Genomic DNA, 17,818 nt, shown 5'->3' with positions numbered 1-17,818 from the left:
TCCATTCTCCCTGAATGAGCTGGAGTTTTGTAGACCGTGCAGCCTGCGGGCACAATATCGCGACCCTCAAAACCGCAACGGCCGGGAATGTTTACCGTTCCGTCATCATCCGGAAAATCCGCCTTCATCCAGGAAGGCCTGCTCATCGGGCGTGGTCACGCGTCCCAGGATGCGGTTGCGGTGAGGGAAGCGCCCGAACCGGCGGATGATATCGGTGTGGTGCTCGGCGTATTTCAACTGCTCCGTGTTGCCGACATGGCGGAACAGCTCGATGCAGCGAAGCTGATCGGGCAGATGCTCCGAATGCATGAAGGGCAGATAGAGGAATTCGAGCAGGTTGGGATCGATCCGCGAATCCGCCCCGCGGTCGATGGCACGGCGCGCCACCTCGCGGGCCAGCGCGTCGCTCGCATAGGTCAGCGCGTCGCCGCGGAACATGTTGCGGGGAAACTGGTCGAGCACGATGACGAGCGCCAGCGCGCCGTCGTCGCTTGCCTCCCATGACGACAATTCGCCGCCCGCCGCCTTCCGCCAGAGGTCGAGATAGCGACGGCGCAATTCTGCATCGAACGCGTCGTCGGGCGTGTACCAGCGGTCGGGCCCGGCCGCGCGCCAGAACGCCAGGATCTCGGCCGGCGTGACATCGCGAGCGTCAGCCATCGTCCCAACGTCCGCTCGCGCGTGGTTCAGGCCGCAGCCGCCGGCTTGTTCTCGTCGCGCAATTCGCGGCGCAGGATCTTGCCGACGTTGGTCTTGGGCAGCTCGGTCCTGAACTCGATCTGCTTCGGCACCTTGTAGTTGGTGAGCTGGGTGCTGCAGAACTTGATGATCTCCTCGGCGGTGAGGCTGGGGTCTTTCCTGACGATGAAGGCCTTCACCGCCTCGCTGGTCTTGGCGTCGGCGACGCCGATCACGGCGCATTCGAGCACGCCCGGATGGCTCGCGATCACTTCCTCGATCTCGTTCGGATAGACGTTGAAGCCGGAGACCAGGATCATGTCCTTCTTGCGGTCGACGATCTTGGTGTAGCCGTTCTCGTCCATCACGCCGATGTCGCCGGTGCGGAAATAGCCGTCCGATGTCATCACCCGGGCGGTCTCGTCCGGCCGGTTCCAATAGCCCGCCATCACCTGCGGGCCCTTGGCGCAGATCTCGCCGGCCTGCCCGAGCGGCAGTTCATTGCCGTCATCGTCGCGGATCGAGAGATAGGTCGAGGGCACCGGCAGGCCGATCGAGCCGGAGAACTTGTCGGTGTCGGCGGGGTTGCAGGTCAGCGTCGGCGAAGTCTCTGATAGCCCGTAGCCTTCCGACAGCGCGCAGCCGGTCACCGCCAGCCATCTCTCGGCCACCGGCTTTTGCGTCGCCATGCCGCCGCCGAAGGAGGTCTTCAGCTTGGAGAAATCGAGCCTGTCGAAGCCGGGCGTGTTCAGCAGGCCATTGTAGAGCGTGTTGACGGCGGGGAAGCTGTTGATCTGGTATTTGGCGAGTTCCTTGACGAAGCCTGGCAGGTCGCGCGGATTCGGGATCAGGAGGTTGACGCCGCCGGCGCGCACCGCCAGCAGATAGCAGGCCGTCAGCGCGAAGATGTGGTAGAGCGGCAGCGCGCAGACGATGAAGAGCTGATCGACATGCGGCGGCTTCTTGATCGCCGGCTGCAGCCATGCGTCGTTCTGCAACACGTTGGCGACGATGTTGCGGTGGAGCAGGGTGGCTCCCTTGGAGATGCCGGTGGTGCCGCCGGTATATTGCAGGAAGGCGGCGTCATCGGGCGTGATCCTGGGCCGATTGAGCTTCATGCCCCGGCCTGCGGCGACAGCGGTGTTGAACGGGATCGCGCGCGGGATCGAGAACGGCGGCACCATCTTCTTCACCCGCCGCACCACCAGATTGACGATCACGCCCTTGAAGCCGAGCAGGTCGCCCATGCTGCCGACGATGACGTGCTTGACCGAGGTCTTGCCCAGCACCTGCTGCACGGTGGCGGCGAAATTCTCCAGGACGATGATGGCCTCCGCGCCGGAATCCTTGAGCTGGTGCTCGAGCTCGCGCGGGGTGTAGAGCGGGTTGACGTTGACGACCGCGTATCCGGCGCGCAGCACCGCGGCGGTCGAGATCGGATATTGCAGCACGTTCGGCATCATCAGTGCGACGCGTGCGCCCTTCTCGAGGCCGAGGTTCTGCAAGTACGCGCCGAGTGCGGTCGACATCTCGTCGAGCTCGCGATAGGTGATCGACTTGTCCATGCAGATGAAAGCCTTGCGATCGGCGAACTTCGCAAAGCTTTCCTCGAGCAGCTCAACCAGTGATGAGTATTGCGCGACGTCGATGTCGGCGGGCACGCCGGCCGGATAGTGCTTGAGCCAGATGCGCTCCATGGAAATCCCCTCTCCTCGTCTCCCGGTCCGCGGCCCGGAACTGCCTTCTTTTGGGCAGTATTGGGCTAGCCGGCTGCCGATGGCAAGCCGCCCGCGCCGCTTCGACGCATCAGATCATCCTGAGATCAAGTTGAGTTGCAGCCGCAAAGGACCTGCGCTCCCTCTCCCGCTTGCGGGAGAGGGTGTCTCCGCACTGGGACTCCCTGAGTGGAGAGAGCCCTCACCCGGCGCGGAGCCTGTGCTCGGACGGCGCGAAGCGCCGATCCGAGTGCGCCGACCTCTCCCGCAAGCGGGAGAGGTGAAATTACCGATATTGCGGCGCGGTTAACTGGCTGGCTTGCTGTCGTTCTTCGGCTTGGCCACCGCCTTCGGCCTGGTGGGCTTTGCCGCAGGCTTGTCGCCTGTGGCGGCAGCGCTGGCGGATTTCTCGGAGGGCTTTGCAGCAGAGCTATCCGACTTGGCATTGGCATGCCTGGCAGCAGCCGGCTTCGCCGCCGGCTTGGCTTCCGGCTTCGCCGCTTGCTTCGTATCCGCCTTGGCTTGCTTTGCATCCGGCTTCGCGTCGGACTTGCTGTCCGACTTGCCCTCGGCAGCGGCGTCCGGCTTCTTCGCCGCGACATGCGTCTTCTTCTTGCGCGGCTTTGGTGCGTCCTTCTCGGCGTCCGCCGCGACCGCGGCGATCAGCGCCGCGCCCGTCCGGGTCGGGCCGGTATAGACCACAACCGGCTCGGACGGCTCCGGCGGCTGCGCCAGCAAGTCGGCCGGCTTGAAGACCGGCGGCGGCAGGGCGGCGGCGAAGAAGGTCGCGCCGGTCTCCCCGCTACTGCTGCTGGTGCTGGCGACGGTGTCCTCGTCTTCGTCGGTGGCGGGCCGCTTGCGCTTGGGGCCGCACATCTCGTCGCGCAGGTTCGGCGGCGAGGCGTCGACCGGCGCGAGATTCTCCACCGTGCCGAGCGAGGGCTTGAGCCAGGACAGGCCGTTGCCAGCAAAGCCGCGATCGAGCAGTTGCGCCGCGCGGACCGCGCGCATACGGCCCGACGAGGCGCCGAGCACCACCGCGATCAACCGCTTGCCGTCACGCGTGGCCGACGCCACGAGGTTGTAGCCGGAGGCGCAGATGAAGCCGGTCTTGAAGCCGTCGGCGCCGGGATAGCGGCCGATCAGGCGGTTGAAGTTCTGCGTGATCCGGCGGCCGAAGCGGATCGAGGGGATGTGCACGAAATATTCGTATTCAGGCATGTCGCGGATGATGGCGCGGGCGAGGATCGCAAGGTCGCGCGCCGAGGTGACCTGGCCGTCCGCCGGCAGCCCGTTCGGATTGACGTAGTTCGTCTGCGTCATGCCGAGCTTTTGCGCGGTCGCGTTCATCATCGCGGAGAAGCCGTCGATCGATCCACCGACGCCTTCGGCGAGCACGACCGCCATGTCGTTGGCCGACTTCACCAGCATCATCTTCAGGGCATTGTCGACGGTGACCTGCGTGCCCGGACGGAAACCCATCTTCGAGGGTGACTGCGAAGCGGCCGTCGGCGAGACCGTGAGCAGCGTGTCGAGCGAGATGCGGCCGTCCTTCACCGCCTTCAGCGTCACATAGGTCGTCATCAGCTTGGTGACCGATGCGGGATACCAGGGCATGGTCGCGTTGTCGGCCTGCAGCACCTTTCCGGTATCGGCTTCCACCACCAGCAGCGCCTCCGCATTGCTCGCGCGCGGCGCAAGAGCGATGGCCGCGGCGGCGACGAGGAGGAGGAGAAGAAGTCGGCGAAGCAGCGGGCGAAGAAGGTGCACTATCCTGGTCCGGTCCTTGATGAAGACCCGCCTTGAACAGGTGGGCGTTCAGATGTGACGTTCGGGGTTCAAGCGTATCCGGCGCGGGCGCATTTTGCGGCGCTGCAAACCCTATACCGGGTCGTCTTTGGAGAACAGAGGCCGGCTGATTTAATCGTGGACGAAATCGGCTGAATTTCGACAATTTCGCGGCCGGCGGACCGCGGCCTATTCCGCCTGCAGGCTCGCCCGCGCGTTCTCCTGAACCATGAACTGGGCCCGCGCCAGATCGGCAAAACGGCCGCCTTTCGCCACCAGTTCATCGAAAGTTCCGCTTTCGATCACCCGGCCATTGTCGAACATCAGGATGCGGGTGGCATGGCGAATGGTGGAGAGGCGATGCGCGATCACGAAGGTGGTGCGGCCCTTCATCACTTCATCGAGAGCAGCGTTCACCTTGGCCTCGGTGACGGCGTCCAGCGCGCTGGTCGCCTCGTCCAGGATCAGGATCGGCGGGTCCTTGAGCAGCGCGCGGGCGATCGACAGGCGTTGTCGCTCGCCGCCCGACAGCATGCGGCCGCGCTCGCCGGCATGGGTGTCGAATCCCTTCTCGCTGCGCTCGATGAATTCCAGCGCCTGCGCCCGCGCCGCAGCGGTGCGAAGTTCCTCGTCGGTGGCGTCGGGCTTGCCGACGCGCAGGTTCTCGGCGATCGAACGGTTGAACAGCAGCGCCTCCTGGAACACCACGCCGATGTTCCGTCGCAGCGCAGTCAGCTTCAGCGCGCGGATATCCATGCCGTCGATCTTGATGATGCCCGACTGCGGATCGAAGGCGCGGTGCAGCAGCGCGATCGCGGTCGACTTGCCGGCGCCGGTCGGGCCGACCAGCGCGATGGTCTGGCCGGGCAGCGCGGTGAAGGTCAAATCCTCCACGGCCGGCCGCTTGCCGTCGTAGGAGAAGGAGACGTCGTTGAATTCGATCAGGCCAGACAGGCGGCCGGTGTCGATCGCGCCGGGCCGGTCGCGCACCGCGGGCACCGCGTCCAGCACGTCGAAGAATTCCTTCAGGCGCGGCGCTTCCCATGAACACGTTGTTGATGAAGCTCACCACCTGCTCGAGCTTCTGGATCAGCATGGTCGCGAAGGAGACGAACATCACGATTTCGCCGACCGAGGTCAGCCCCTGCTGGTTCAGCACGATGCCGACCGTGAAGATCGCAAGCACGGTGATGGTGGTGGAGGCGCGGGTGATCACGGTCACCAGCGCCCACCACGACAGCACGGGCATCTGTGCGGCGAGCAGCTTGTCGGCGACGAAGCGCAGGCCCTGCACCTCCGAATCGATGCGGACGAAGCTCTGCACCAGCGCGACATTGCCGAGCGCGTCGGAAGCGCGCGCGGACAGGTCGCTGTAATGCTCCTCGACCTCGCTCTGCATGCCGTAGGTCTTGCGCACCACCAGCGTCGTCAGCACGGTGAAGACGACGCAGAGCGCGAACAGGAGGATCGCAAGCCGCCAGTTGATGTAGAGCGACAGCGGCAACAGCACGACCAGCGACAGGATCGCGGCGAAATGCTCGCGGAAGAAGCCGAGCCAGAGCCGCCACAGCGCGTCCGTGCCGTTCAGCATCACCTTCATCAGCCGTCCCGAATGGGTGCCGGTGTGAAAGGTCAGCGGCAGTTGCAGGATATGCTCGAAATAATCGGTCAGGACCGCCTGCCGCTGGCGATGCGCGAGCCGGTCGGCATGCAGCGCCACGATGGCACTACACCCGATCGTGAACAGGCCGAACGCGACCCAGGCCGCGAGCAGCGGCCATGGCGAGGTGGACGCGATCAGCCCGGTGACCGGCTTGCCCGAGAGCACGTCGACGATCTTGCCGAACAGCACCGGCTCGGCGAATTGCGCGCAGGCGAGCAGGAGATTGGCGCCGGCCAGGATCCAGCCGAGCCGCGCCTCCTTGCCGAGCAATTCGAGCACGCGAACGTAAAGACGAAGCAGCGACATGCCGCCATTCTAATCCGGGATCGCACGCAAGAACCAGAGCGCGATGGTTAGCGAAAGATATTATCCACGTTGTGTGATGGCTTTTCACGGCCAAGCTCTTGACCCTCATCCTTCGAGACGCGCGCAAGCGCGCTCCTCAGGATGAGGTCAGTGGACGCGGAAAGATTTAGTCAATTCACCACGCGCGCATCGGTCGGCGGTAGAAACGCATCATCGAAGATATCCGCCGCGGTCGGCCGCTTCTGGAATTTGAAATCCTCTGCGATCTGGTCGATCGACCGCTCGAACCTCTTCGTGTCGATGCCGCCGAGGCCGTGGTGCTTCACCTCCGCGGTGAGGATGTTGTCGCCGATAATGGCGCGCAGCCGCTCGGACTCCAATTCGCGCGAGCCGGCGTCCATGCGGCTCACCACCTCGCTCACCGCTCGCGCGGGTTCCTTGATCGCAAGATGCGTTCCCGCGATCACCGCCCGCACAAAGCCCTTCACGGCCTCTGGCTTGGCGGCCGCCAAATTCGGATTGACGATCAGCGCGGCGCCATAGGCCTCGCAGCCGTATTCGGCGAAGCGCAGCACCGCGAGATCGTCCGCCGGCACGCCGCGATCGCGCAGATTGATCGGCGACAGGTAGGAGAAACCGGTGACCGCGTCGACCTGTCCCGCCGACAGCATCGGCTCGCGCACCGCGGGGCTGATGCTGCTCTGCTTCACGGTTGCCGGCTTGATGCCGTTCTGCCTGGCGACCGCGGGCCACAGCCGGATCGAGAGATCGCCCTCGGCGACGCCGAGATTCTTGCCCTCGACGTCGGAGAGTGCGCGGATGCCGCGGCTCCTGCGCGCGATGATGGCGTAGGGCGCCTGGTTGAACAGCACGAAGATCGCCTTGATCGGTGCAGCGCTGTGCCGGTCTCGCGCGCGGATCAGCGTGTTGATGTCGACCAGCGCGAAATCGCTCATCCCCGAACTGACGCGCGCGATCGCGTCCTGCGAGCCGCTCGCGATGTTGGTGGTGACCGCGAGCCCCTCTGCGCTGAACAATCCGCCGACGCCTGCCATCACGAAGGGCGACACCGCCGCATCGATCGGACGGTCGAGCGTAAGCTGGATCGCGATCGGCTGCTTGGCGGCGCTCGCGTTTTGTGCGCGGCTTGCGCGAGACCACAGGCTGCCGCCGAGGCCGATCGCAAGGCCCAGGAAAGTTCGGCGGGTCGGAGTCCTGGCTGCGCGCATGATCACGTCGAAAGGTGCGAGACAATCTGTCGCGCGGGCTATGTCTGTTTCGTGACACCGAACGCGCGTTTTTGCCCGTTCAGCGGTGCCATTCTGCCGCTTCTAACCTGAATGCTTGATGACTGCCACGATTTCGCCAGGGATCGTTCAGCCTGCATTCGGTTTGGGGAACTTAGGATCGCACCCGTGGTTGGCTATCAGCGGCCCGACGGGCCGAGCTTCCACGGAGGACTACTCAGATGTTTGCGCGAAAAGGTGTGTTTTCATCGATCGGCCGGGCCGGTGCGCTGGCGACAATTGCCGCGGTCGCGCTGACGGCGGTCGAGCCGTCGATGGCTTATGCGGGCTCGGCCCCGAAGGCCAAGGAGGTCACCAAGGAGGTCACGGCGCAGACCGGCACCAGCGGCGCCACCGATATCAGCGCCCGCCGGCGATACTATCGCGGTGGCGGTGGTGGCGCGGCCGCTGCAGCCGCTTTTGCCGGCATCGTCGGGACGGGGCTTGCGATCGCCGCCGCCCAGAGCCGTCGCGACTACTATGATTCCTACGGCTATTATGGTGGCGGCCCGGTCTATTACGGCGGTCCGGCCTACTATGGCGGCGGCCCGTATTATTACGGCGGCGGCTATGGCCGCGGCGTGCCGTACTATCGCGGTCACCCGCTCGCGAGCTGGTAAACGCGAATTTGATCGAGACGACGCCACCGGCCCGCGCGGCCGGTGGTTTTTTTTCGCTCTACGGTCAGCGTGTTAACACGCTGGCCAGAGGTTTGAATTAGGCTTGAGGAATGAGTGATTCGCTCGAGCGGCTCTATCAGGCGGTTCTCGCGGCCCGGGATCTCGATCCGGCGACGTCGCGCACCGCCCGGCTATTTCAGCGCGGGCCGTCCAAGATGGCCAAGAAGCTGGCCGAGGAAGCGATCGAGGTCGTCATCGACGCCCTCAGCGGCAAGACTGACGCCGTGGTCCGCGAGAGCGCCGATCTCCTCTATAATCTGACTGTTTTGTGGGCAGCCGCCGGGGTGAAGCCGGAGGATGTCTGGAAAGAGATGGAACGGCGCGAGCATCTGCTCGGGATCGCCGAAAAACTGCCGAAGACCGGCGCCAGACTGTCCAAGCCGCCGGCCGAGCCGGCCGTGCGGCGGCGAATTGTCGCGCTCGAAAGCAGTCTGCGGAAGCGGCGCTGACCCGCCAACAATCCTCTTTTGCCGGCATGGACAAATGCGCTCCATGATGGTTGATCGCGCCCATGCTGAAACGGATCTACGACTGGTGCATCGACGCCGCCGACAAACCCTACGCGCTCTGGATTCTCGCAGCGGTATCCTTCGCTGAGAGCTCGTTCTTCCCGGTTCCGCCCGACATCATGCTGCTGCCGATGTCGCTGGCGCAGCCGAGGCGCGCCTGGTGGTTCGCCACCGTGTGCACGATCGCGTCGGTGGCCGGCGGCGTGCTCGGCTACGCCATCGGCGCGCTGCTCTACGACTCTCTTGGCCACTGGCTGATCACCATCTACGGCCTCAACGACAAGGTCGATGCCTTCCGTGCCTCCTATGCCGAATGGGGCGCGGTGATCATCCTGCTCAAGGGTCTGACCCCGATCCCCTACAAGCTCGTCACCATCACCTCGGGCTTTGCCGGCTACAACATCTGGCTGTTCATCCTGTGCTCGATCGTCGCGCGCGGCGGCCGCTTCTTCGTGGTCGCGGTCCTGCTCAACCGCTACGGCGATTTCATCCGCAAGGAGCTGGAGAAACGGCTCGGCTTCTGGGTCGCAATCGGCGCGATCGTGCTCGTGCTCGGCTTCTACATAGCCTTCAAGCTGGTTTGACGCGATATCGCTGCCTTGCTGCCGCGAGCGATCTCTAACTCCTCATGGTGAGGAGGCGCGAAGCGCCGTCTCGAACCATGAGGCCCGTGGCCCATCCTTCGAGACGCGCGCAAAGCGCGCTCCTCAGGATGAGGGCGGCAGGTGTGGCGGAAAGCACTTTGCCGCAGCGGCATCGTCGGGTTACGCTTCCCCATGCTTGATCGACTCGGGCTTCTCGTTCGCATCGGACCGTCCACGGCCAAGGCGGGCCTCGCCCTGTCGATGCTGACACTCGCCCCCGAATTCGCCCTCCCGCAAGCCGCACCGCCAGCCTCACTCGGCGTCCAGCAACCGGCACAGCCGAACCAACCTCCGCCGCCGCCCGCGCGCGAGGAGAACCCGGGCCTCATCAACGAGATCAGCAAGCTGTTCGAAAAATCCAAGTCGATCCTGCCGCCCTTGAAGAGCCCGGGCGAGACCCTCGACGACCTCAACGCACGCACCAAGGATGCCGGCGAGAGCCTGTCCGCCCTCACAAAGCCGTCATCGATCGTCACCGGCCGCGCGGCCTGCCTGGTGGCCGCCAATGGTGCGCCGGACTGCAAGGCCGGCGCCGACAGGCTGTGCCAGAGCAAGGGCTACAAGGAAGGCAAGAGCCTGGACACCGACGCCGCCGAGAAATGCTCTCCGATCGTGTTCGTGCCCGGCCACAAGCGCGGGCCCAATGACTGCCGGACGGAAAATTTCGTCACACGGGCGATCTGCCAGTAGCGCCTACTTCACCTCCCCGCAAGCGGGAGAGGGAGCGCAGCCGAGTCCGCATCTGCCAGTAGCGCCAAAACGCAATACTTGACACTGGAAAGATTGCCTTTCTGGTATGATGTCTGGCATCTTGAGCCCAGTCGCTTTTCTCAGCTAACCGAAGGATCTTCCCTGATGTCCATGCCTGCCTTGTTCAAGGGCCGTCTGTCGATTCCTGTGATCGGTGCGCCGCTGTTCATCATCTCCGTGCCCGATCTCGTGATCGCGCAGTGCAAGGCTGGCGTGGTCGGATCGTTTCCGGCGCTCAACGCGCGGCCGCCGGAGCTGCTGGACGAATGGCTGGCGCGGATCAAGGAAGAGCTCGCGGCCCATGACAGGGCGCATCCGGAGCGACCCTCGGCGCCGTTCGCGGTCAACCAGATCGTGCACAAATCGAACAACCGGCTCGATCATGACCTTGCGCTTTGCGAGAAGCACAAGGTGCCGATGATCATCTCCTCGCTGGGCGCGCGCGAGGAGCTCAATCAGGCCGTGCACAATTGGGGCGGCATCGTCTTCCACGACGTGATCAATCAGAAGTTCGCACATAAGGCGATCGAGAAGGGCGCCGACGGCCTGATCCTGGTGGCGGCCGGCGCGGGCGGCCATGCCGGCACGTTGTCGCCGTTCCCGTTCGTCACGGAGACGCGGCAGTGGTTCGACGGCCCGATCGCGCTGTCGGGTGCGATGGGCAACGGCAGGGCGATCCGCGCCGCGCGCATCCTCGGCGCCGACTTCGCCTATATCGGCTCGGCCTTCATCGCGACGAAAGAAGCGAACGCGGTCGAAGGCTACAAGAACATGATCACCGGCTCGGCCGCCGAAGACATCGTCTATTCCAACCTGTTCACCGGCGTGCACGGCAATTATCTGAAGCCGTCGATCGTCGCCGCCGGCATGGATCCGGACAACCTGCCGACGTCGGATCCCTCCAAGATGAGCTTCGGCACCGACGCCTCCGGCGAGCGGGCGAAGCCGAAAGCCTGGAAGGAGATCTGGGGAAGCGGCCAGGGCGTCGGCAGCGTCGAAAAGATCGTACCCGCCGCCGAACTGATCGCGCGTTTCAAGAAGGAATACGAGGAAGCGGTCGATCCGCCGCTGTGAACAGTCGCGTTGTGCCTCGTCATGCCCGGGCTCGTCCCGGGCATCCACGTCCTTGCACATCGCGGAAACGCGTGGATGGCCGGGTCAAGCCCGGCCATGACGGAGTGGGGCACGCGTTGCCGTCCGCACACCCTTGATGCAGCCACAACGCCTGTGCGACAAATACCGCCATGAGCGCCGCCGCCGTCACCGTCGTCAACCATCCACTGGTGCAGCACAAGCTTACGCTGATGCGTGAGCGCGACCGGTCGATCAAGAGTTTCCGGGAACTCGTGAACGAGGTCGGCATGCTGCTCTGCTATGAGGTGACGCGCGACCTGCCGCTCGAACTGGTCGATATCGAGACGCCGCTGATGCCGATGCAGGCGCCGATGATCGCGGGCAAGAAACTGACCTTCGCGCCGATCCTGCGCGCCGGCGTCGGCTTCCTGGACGGCATGCTCGCGCTGGTGCCCTCCGCACGCGTGTCGCATATCGGTCTCTATCGCGATCCCGAGACGCTGGAAGCGGTCGAATATTTCTTCAAGGCACCGCACGATCTGGCCGACCGCACCGCGATCCTGATGGACCCGATGCTGGCGACCGGCAATTCCGCCGTCGCCGGCGCGACGCTCCTGAAGAAGCGCGGCGCCCGCGACATCCGCTTCGTCTGCCTGCTGGCCGCCCCTGAGGGGATCGCGCATTTCCAGAAGGAGCATCCCGACGTGCCGCTCTGGACCGCGGCCATCGATGAGCGGCTGAACGACCACGGCTACATCCTGCCCGGCCTCGGCGATGCCGGCGACCGCATGTTCGGCACCAAATAGGCCCTGACGTCATGGACCCCATCTTCCGCGTCGACGGCAGCAAGGTCGTCACCAGCCCCGATGCCGCCGGCCCCTGGCATCCGCAGATGCAGCACGGTTCCGCGCCCGCGGCGCTGGTGGTGTGGGCCGCGGAGTCCCTGCCCACGCCGGTACCGATGCAGATCACACGCGTCACCATCGACCTGATGCGGCCGGTGCCGGTCGCGCCGCTCACCATCGAGACCGAGATCCTGCGCGAGGGCCGCAAGATCCAGCTCTGCGGCGTGCGGCTCCTGGCCGAAGGTGTGCCTGTGGTCGCGGCCTCCGTGCTGCGGATCAAATCGCAGGCGCAGGCATTGCCGCCCGATGTCGTTGATCTGCCGCTCGGGCTTCCCGGCCCCGATCAATCGATGGTCGAGCCCGCCGACAATGCCGGCAGCCCGTTCACGAGCTGCATCTCGATGCGCGCCGCGCGCGGCCGGTTCGGCATGGTTGGCCCTGCCGCGATCTGGTTTCGCGTCGACCGGACGCTGATCGCGGGGTCGCCGGTGTCGCAGGCAATGCGCGCGGTGGTCGCCGCCGATTTCAGCAACGGCACCTCGTCCGCACTCGATTTCAGGGAGTGGACCTTCATCAATGCCGACCTCACCGTGAGCCTGGCGCGGCAGCCGGTCGGCGAGTGGATTCTGCTCGACGGCGAGAGCTGGACCGGCCCCGACGGGGCGGGACTTGCGATGTCGCGCCTCGCCGACGAGCGCGGCTATTTCGGCCGCGCCGTGCAAAGCCTGGTGATCGAGAAGCGCTAACAACGCCGCGAAAAATCGCTTCGTCGGCTTGGAACCCTTCGATGCCGGGCGAGTTTGGCCTCGTTGAGGGCTATCATGAAGCGCGTTGATTTAGCGGCCGGCGGAGTGACGCTCGCTGCCGGGCAAGCGTCAGTCGTCGTCGCCTCCTATCCTATTGCAGGTAAGCTTTTTTCAAGCCGGAGCGTGCCGTGAGGCCGGGTCCTTCCTCCGAGCGTGCGTTAGTCCTTGCCGCGACCGAGCGTGAAGCCGCCGAGACCGCCTGCTTGATCCACGAGGCCGGCTATTATGCCAACGTCTGCGGTGATCTCGCCGCGCTGAGGCGCGAGATCGCAAGCGGCGCGGGCCTGGCCGTCATCGCCGATGACGCGATCAAGGGGGCGGATCTGACCGGGCTGACGCGATGGCTCAACGATCAGCCGTCATGGTCGGATTTCCCGATCGTGCTCTTGACCCAGGGCGGCAGCCCGGAACGCGATCCGGGCGCGGTACGGCTCGGCAAGATCCTGGGCAATGTGACGTTCACCGAGCGCCCGTTTCACCCTACCACGCTTGCGAGCATCGTCGGCTCCGCGGTGCGTGGCCGGCGCCGTCAGTACCAGACCCGCGCCATCCTCGAAGACCTCACCGAAAGCGAGAGCCTGCTGCAGACCGCGCTGAATGCCGGCCAGCTCGGCGCGCTGGAATTGCACCTGCCCGAATTCGAGCTCGAGGCCTCGGACATCTGCAAGACCTATTTCGGCCGTCGCGCGAGCGAGCCGTTCACCTATCGGGAGCTCCTCGAGGCCGTGCATCCCGACGACCGCGCGCGGCGTCGTGCCGTCCTCGAGCAAAGCATCCGCACCAGCAAGCATTATGCGATCGAATATCGGGTGATCTGGCCGGACGGCTCGCAGCATTGGCTCGACGTGCGCGCCCGCGCGGTGCGGCGGCCCGATGGCAGCCTCAAGTCGCTGGTCGGCGTCTGCTCCGACATCACCCTGCGCAAGACCGCCGAGATCGAGCGCGAAAACCTGCTGGCCCAGCTTGCGGCCGAGCGCACCGCGCTTTCGGAGCTGACGGCGACGCTGGAGCAGCGCGTCGAGCAGCGCACCGCCGACCTCCTGAAAGAAGTCGCCGCCCGCGAAAAGGCGCAGGAGCAATTGCGCCATGCGCAGAAGATGGAGACCATCGGCCAGCTCACCGGCGGCATCGCCCACGACTTCAACAATCTCCTGATGGCGGTGATGGGCAATCTCGAACTCCTGCGCAAGCGCCTGCCCGGCGACCAGCGCCTGCATCGCCTCATCGACGGCGCAATGCAGGGTGCCGAGCGCGGCGCCTCGCTGACGCAGCGGCTGCTCGCCTTCGCCCGCCAGCAGGACCTGCGCGTGGTGCCGGTCGATCTGCGCGCGTTGATCCAGGGCATGAGCAATCTGCTCGAGCGCTCGCTGGGGCCGCGGATCGCATTGCGCCTTGACCTTCCCGAAGGCCTGCCGCCGGCGCGGATCGACGCCAACCAGCTTGAGCTTGCGATTCTCAATCTCGCGATCAACGCGCGCGACGCGATGCCGGACGGTGGCACGATCGACATCAAGGTGGCGGAAGATCAGGCCGCGAAGGATCCGGCGCTCAAGCCGGGCAGCTATCTCAACCTGTCGGTGATCGACACCGGCACCGGGATGACGCCGGAGATCCTGAAGCGCGCGATCGAGCCGTTCTTCTCGTCAAAGCCGCTCGGCAAGGGCACCGGGCTCGGATTGTCGATGGTGCATGGGCTCGCCGTGCAGCTCGGCGGCACGCTGCAGCTTTCCAGTATCGAAGGCCAGGGCACCACCGCAACGCTGATGCTGCCGGTCGCGACGACGCTCGCGGAAGCAGCTCACCCGGCGCCGCCGTCGCGCAAGCTCAAGCGCTCCGCGGTGATCCTGTACGTCGACGACGATCCGTTGATCGCGATGTCGACGACGGAGATGCTGGAGGATCTCGGCCACCGCGTGATCGGCGCCACCTCAGGCCTTCATGCGCTCGATATCCTCCGCAGCGAGCAGCCGCTCGACCTGATGATGACCGATCACGTGATGCCGGGCATGACCGGGCTCGAGCTCGCCGCCGCCACGCGAAAAGTGCGTCCGTCGCTGCCGATCCTGCTCGCCACCGGCTATGCCGAACTGCCCGACGGCGTGCAGGTCGACCTGCCGCGGCTGGCGAAGCCGTATCATCAGGATCAGTTGCGCGACCGCCTGGACCAATTGCTGCGGTGAGGGGGCTTCGGGCGACGCCGGTGGCCTCATCCTTCGAGACGCGCGTTCCGCGCTCCTCAGGATGAGGGTCTGAGAGCTCAGCGCAACTCTAGACCCTCATGGTGAGGAGCGCGCTCGCGCGCGTCTCGAACCATGAGGCCACCGGCGCCGCTCCATCACCCCACCATCCGCTCGCGGCCGGCCCAGAAGCTTGCCTTCAGCACCTTCTTGTCGACCTTGCCGACGCCGGTCATCGGCAATTCCTTCACGAAGCGGATCTGCTTCGGTGCGTGCGCCGAGCCTTTCTTGGCCTTCACCAGGTTGATCAGCTCGTCCGCGTCCGGCCGCGCGCCGTCGCGGGCGACGATAACAGCGGTGACCGCTTCGCCCCATTTGTCGTCGGGCACGCCGACCACCGCCACCATCGCGACATCGGCGTGCTGCGAGAGCACGTCCTCGACCTCGCGCGGATAGATGTTGAAGCCGCCGGAGACGATCATGTCCTTCTTGCGGTCGAGGATGTACATGTAGCCGCGCTCGTCGGCGCGGGCGATGTCGCCGGTGTGCAGCCAGCCGTTCTTCAGTGTCTCCGCTGTCGCGTCCGGCCGCTTCCAGTATTCCGCCATCACGTGCGGCGCGCGCACGCAGATCTCGCCGGGCTCGCCGGCCCTGACCTCCTCGTCGTTGTCGTCGAGGATCTTCACATCACAAGCCGCAATGGGGAAGCCGCAGGACAGGAACAATTCCGGCGTTTTCGGATCGTGGTCGGCCTTGCGCAACACCGAGACCGGATAGCATTCGGTCTGGCCGTAGAGCTGCGAGAACACCGGCCCGATCCGCTCGATGCCTTCGACCAGCCGGCTCGGCGACATCGCCGAGGCGCCATAAAGCAACAGTTCAAGCGAGGAGAGATCGGTCTTGTCCAGCGCCGGATGATCGAGCAGCACATAGATCATGGTCGGCACGAACAGCGTGAAGTTGATCTTCTCCCGCTCGATGGTCTTGAGCACGGCCTCGGGATCGAAGCCTTTGAGCATGTGCACGGTGCCGCCGCGCATCAGCGTCGGCAGCACCTTCGTTCCGGCGACGTGGCTGATCGGCGCCACCGTGAGATAGCGCGGCGTCTCGGGGATCTCGAAATCGGCCAGGATCGCGCCGGCGAAGCCGCCATATTCGCGGTGATAGCGCAGGGCGCCCTTGGATTTGCCGGTCGTGCCGCCGGTATAGTTCAGCGTCGCGATGTCGTCCGGTTCAGCCAGGCAGCGCGCGGTGGCGTGCCCCGCCTGCTCGATTGCCTGCAACAGGTCGATGCCATAATCGGCGGGGCCAAGCGTGAACACGGTTTTGATGCCTGCGGCCTTCGCTGCGAGATCGCCGCCGCGGTCGCGGAAGGTCGCGGCATCGATGACGAGCATCTCGGCGTCCGAATCCTCGATCTGGAATAGCTGATCGTCCAGCGATCCCAGAGGATGCAGCCAGGTGATCGCCAGTCGTGCGAGCTGCGCGGCGACGCCGGCGCAGCAGGTGTCGGCCCGGTTGGCGGTCAGCAGCGCGACGCGGGTGCCGGGCGCGAAGCCGAGCCGCATGAACACGTTCTGGAATCGCCCGATCAGGTCGGTGGCGCCCTGATAGGTGATCGAGCCGCCGGGCCAACTGAAGGCGGTGCGCGAGGGGTAGCGTGCCAGCGCCCGCAGCGTCTGCTCGCACACCGGTGGAAACGCATAGAGCGGATGGCTCATCTGAAAAATTCCTCCTGTCGGTTTTGTGTCTGGCATTTCTTCGTGCCAATGTTGGCGAGAACGCTAGCACAACAACGAAGCGGCTCAAGCCGGGAGAGGGAAGAAACGTCTTGCTGTCGAACAACATTCGCTCGCGCTTTCGCGAACGCCTCTCGCTGCCGCTGATCGCGGCGCCGATGTTTCTGGTCTCCGGCGTCGAACTGGTGGTAGCCGCCTGCCGCAATGGCGTGATCGGCTCCTTTCCTACGGTGAATTGCCGCGAGGCCGAACAGCTCGACCAGTGGCTCACCGAGATCGAGAATCGATTGCAATATCATTCCGATGCGAGCGGGAAAGCGGCCGCGCCGATCTGCCCGAACCTGGTCGTGCACCGCTCCAACGCGCGGCTGCAGCAGGATCTGGAGGTGCTGCTGCGTCACAAGCCGGAGATGGTCATCACGTCGGTCGGTTCGCCGGCGCCTGTGCTGGCGCCGCTACATGATGCCGGCGCGCTGGTGTTCGCCGACGTCGCCTCGATCCGCCACGCCGAACGCGCGATTGAGGCCGGCGCCGACGGGTTGGTGCTGCTCACGGCAGGCGCAGGCGGGCAGACCGGCTGGCTCAATCCGTTCGTGTTCGTGCGTGCGGTCCGCGTCTTCTTTGCAGGTCCGATCGTGCTCGCCGGCGGCATCTGCGATGGCCACGCGCTCCGCGCCGCCGAAGCGCTCGGCTGCGACCTCGCCTATATGGGCACCAAGTTCATCGCCACGCGCGAGAGCATGGCGGACGCGCGTTACAAGGAGATGCTGGTCACAAGCGGAGCGGACGACATCCTGCTCACCACCGCCTTCACCGGCTTGCAGACCAACATGCTGCGCCCCTCGATCGAAGCCGCCGGCCTCGATCCGGACGACCTGCCGCAGCGCGGCGCCATCGATATCGGCAAGGATATCGACATCGGTGCCCGCGAAAGCCGCCCGAAGCGATGGCGTGACATCTGGAGCGCCGGCCATTCGGCCTCCGGCGTGACGGATGTGCTCGCGGTGGATGAACTGGTGGCGCGGACGGTCGAGGAGTATCGCGCCGCCCTGTAGCCCGGAGGGAGCGCAGCGCAATCCGGGCTACGATTAATACGAATCCCCCATTTAACCCGGCATTAACTACGTTCGCCCCAACAATAGCCGCGCAGGACAGCCC

At 65.3% G+C, this 17,818-nt stretch carries 14 protein-coding genes and 1 pseudogene; 9 read left to right on the top strand and 6 right to left on the bottom strand.

Annotated elements, in window-relative coordinates; genetic code table 11:
* Positions 1–105: 105 nt before the first annotated feature.
* The 5 genes and pseudogenes from ACVJGD_RS24385 to ACVJGD_RS24365 form a co-directional block, all read right to left on the bottom strand.
* Positions 106–660 carry a DUF924 family protein gene (locus ACVJGD_RS24385; RefSeq protein ID WP_456636693.1) on the bottom strand — a complete coding sequence of 185 codons (555 nt, stop codon included), beginning with the start codon at positions 658–660 and terminating at the stop codon, positions 106–108.
* A 26-nt stretch (positions 661–686) separates the two neighbouring features.
* The gene (locus tag ACVJGD_RS24380; RefSeq protein WP_456636692.1) at positions 687–2,375 is read right to left on the bottom strand and encodes a long-chain-fatty-acid--CoA ligase; all 1,689 of its coding nucleotides are present in this window, start codon (positions 2,373–2,375) and stop codon (positions 687–689) included.
* A gap of 324 nt (positions 2,376–2,699) precedes the next feature.
* Positions 2,700–4,163 carry a serine hydrolase gene (locus ACVJGD_RS24375; RefSeq protein WP_456636691.1) on the bottom strand — a complete coding sequence of 488 codons (1,464 nt, stop codon included), beginning with the start codon at positions 4,161–4,163 and terminating at the stop codon, positions 2,700–2,702.
* A 207-nt stretch (positions 4,164–4,370) separates the two neighbouring features.
* Positions 4,371–6,150, bottom strand: a pseudogene (locus tag ACVJGD_RS24370) (glucan ABC transporter ATP-binding protein/ permease).
* A gap of 170 nt (positions 6,151–6,320) precedes the next feature.
* On the bottom strand, positions 6,321–7,379 hold the full coding sequence (locus tag ACVJGD_RS24365; protein WP_456636690.1) for an ABC transporter substrate-binding protein: 1,059 nt from the start codon (positions 7,377–7,379) through the stop codon (positions 6,321–6,323).
* Between the two features lie 239 nt (positions 7,380–7,618).
* Between ACVJGD_RS24365 and ACVJGD_RS24360 the strand changes: the two genes are divergently transcribed.
* The 8 genes from ACVJGD_RS24360 (at position 7,619) to ACVJGD_RS24325 (ending at position 14,924) form a co-directional block, all read left to right on the top strand.
* On the top strand, positions 7,619–8,056 hold the full coding sequence (locus ACVJGD_RS24360) for a hypothetical protein (protein ID WP_456636689.1): 438 nt from the start codon (positions 7,619–7,621) through the stop codon (positions 8,054–8,056).
* A gap of 110 nt (positions 8,057–8,166) precedes the next feature.
* Positions 8,167–8,565 carry a phosphoribosyl-ATP diphosphatase gene (gene hisE / locus ACVJGD_RS24355; protein WP_456636688.1) on the top strand — a complete coding sequence of 133 codons (399 nt, stop codon included), beginning with the start codon at positions 8,167–8,169 and terminating at the stop codon, positions 8,563–8,565.
* A 62-nt stretch (positions 8,566–8,627) separates the two neighbouring features.
* Positions 8,628–9,209 (top strand): YqaA family protein, encoded by a 582-nt coding sequence (locus ACVJGD_RS24350; RefSeq protein ID WP_456636687.1) that lies wholly within the window; start codon positions 8,628–8,630, stop codon positions 9,207–9,209.
* 192 nt (positions 9,210–9,401) lie between these two features.
* A complete protein-coding gene (locus tag ACVJGD_RS24345) occupies positions 9,402–9,959 on the top strand; it encodes a hypothetical protein (protein ID WP_456636686.1) in 558 nt (185 codons plus the stop codon).
* Between the two features lie 165 nt (positions 9,960–10,124).
* Entirely contained in the window at positions 10,125–11,093 is a 969-nt protein-coding gene (locus ACVJGD_RS24340; protein ID WP_456636685.1) for an NAD(P)H-dependent flavin oxidoreductase, read from the top strand.
* A gap of 170 nt (positions 11,094–11,263) precedes the next feature.
* Complete coding sequence (upp, locus tag ACVJGD_RS24335) at positions 11,264–11,899, top strand: uracil phosphoribosyltransferase (protein WP_456636684.1); 636 nt, start codon at positions 11,264–11,266, stop codon at positions 11,897–11,899.
* A gap of 11 nt (positions 11,900–11,910) precedes the next feature.
* A complete protein-coding gene (locus ACVJGD_RS24330; RefSeq protein ID WP_456636683.1) occupies positions 11,911–12,684 on the top strand; it encodes a thioesterase family protein in 774 nt (257 codons plus the stop codon).
* A gap of 188 nt (positions 12,685–12,872) precedes the next feature.
* Positions 12,873–14,924 (top strand): ATP-binding protein, encoded by a 2,052-nt coding sequence (locus ACVJGD_RS24325; protein WP_456636682.1) that lies wholly within the window; start codon positions 12,873–12,875, stop codon positions 14,922–14,924.
* Positions 14,925–15,079: 155 nt separating this feature from the next.
* Here the strand turns inward: ACVJGD_RS24325 and ACVJGD_RS24320 are convergent, their stop codons facing one another.
* Positions 15,080–16,642, bottom strand: coding sequence for an AMP-binding protein (locus ACVJGD_RS24320; protein WP_456636681.1), 1,563 nt, complete (start codon positions 16,640–16,642; stop codon positions 15,080–15,082).
* Between the two features lie 113 nt (positions 16,643–16,755).
* Between ACVJGD_RS24320 and ACVJGD_RS24315 the strand changes: the two genes are divergently transcribed.
* The gene (locus ACVJGD_RS24315; RefSeq protein ID WP_456640355.1) at positions 16,756–17,715 is read left to right on the top strand and encodes an NAD(P)H-dependent flavin oxidoreductase; all 960 of its coding nucleotides are present in this window, start codon (positions 16,756–16,758) and stop codon (positions 17,713–17,715) included.
* The last annotated feature ends 103 nt before the right edge of the window (positions 17,716–17,818 follow it).

The sequence above is a fragment of the Bradyrhizobium sp. USDA 10063 genome (assembly GCF_054063735.1).
Note: the sequence above shows the minus strand (reverse complement) of the source record. Positions and strands in the feature narration are given on the sequence as shown.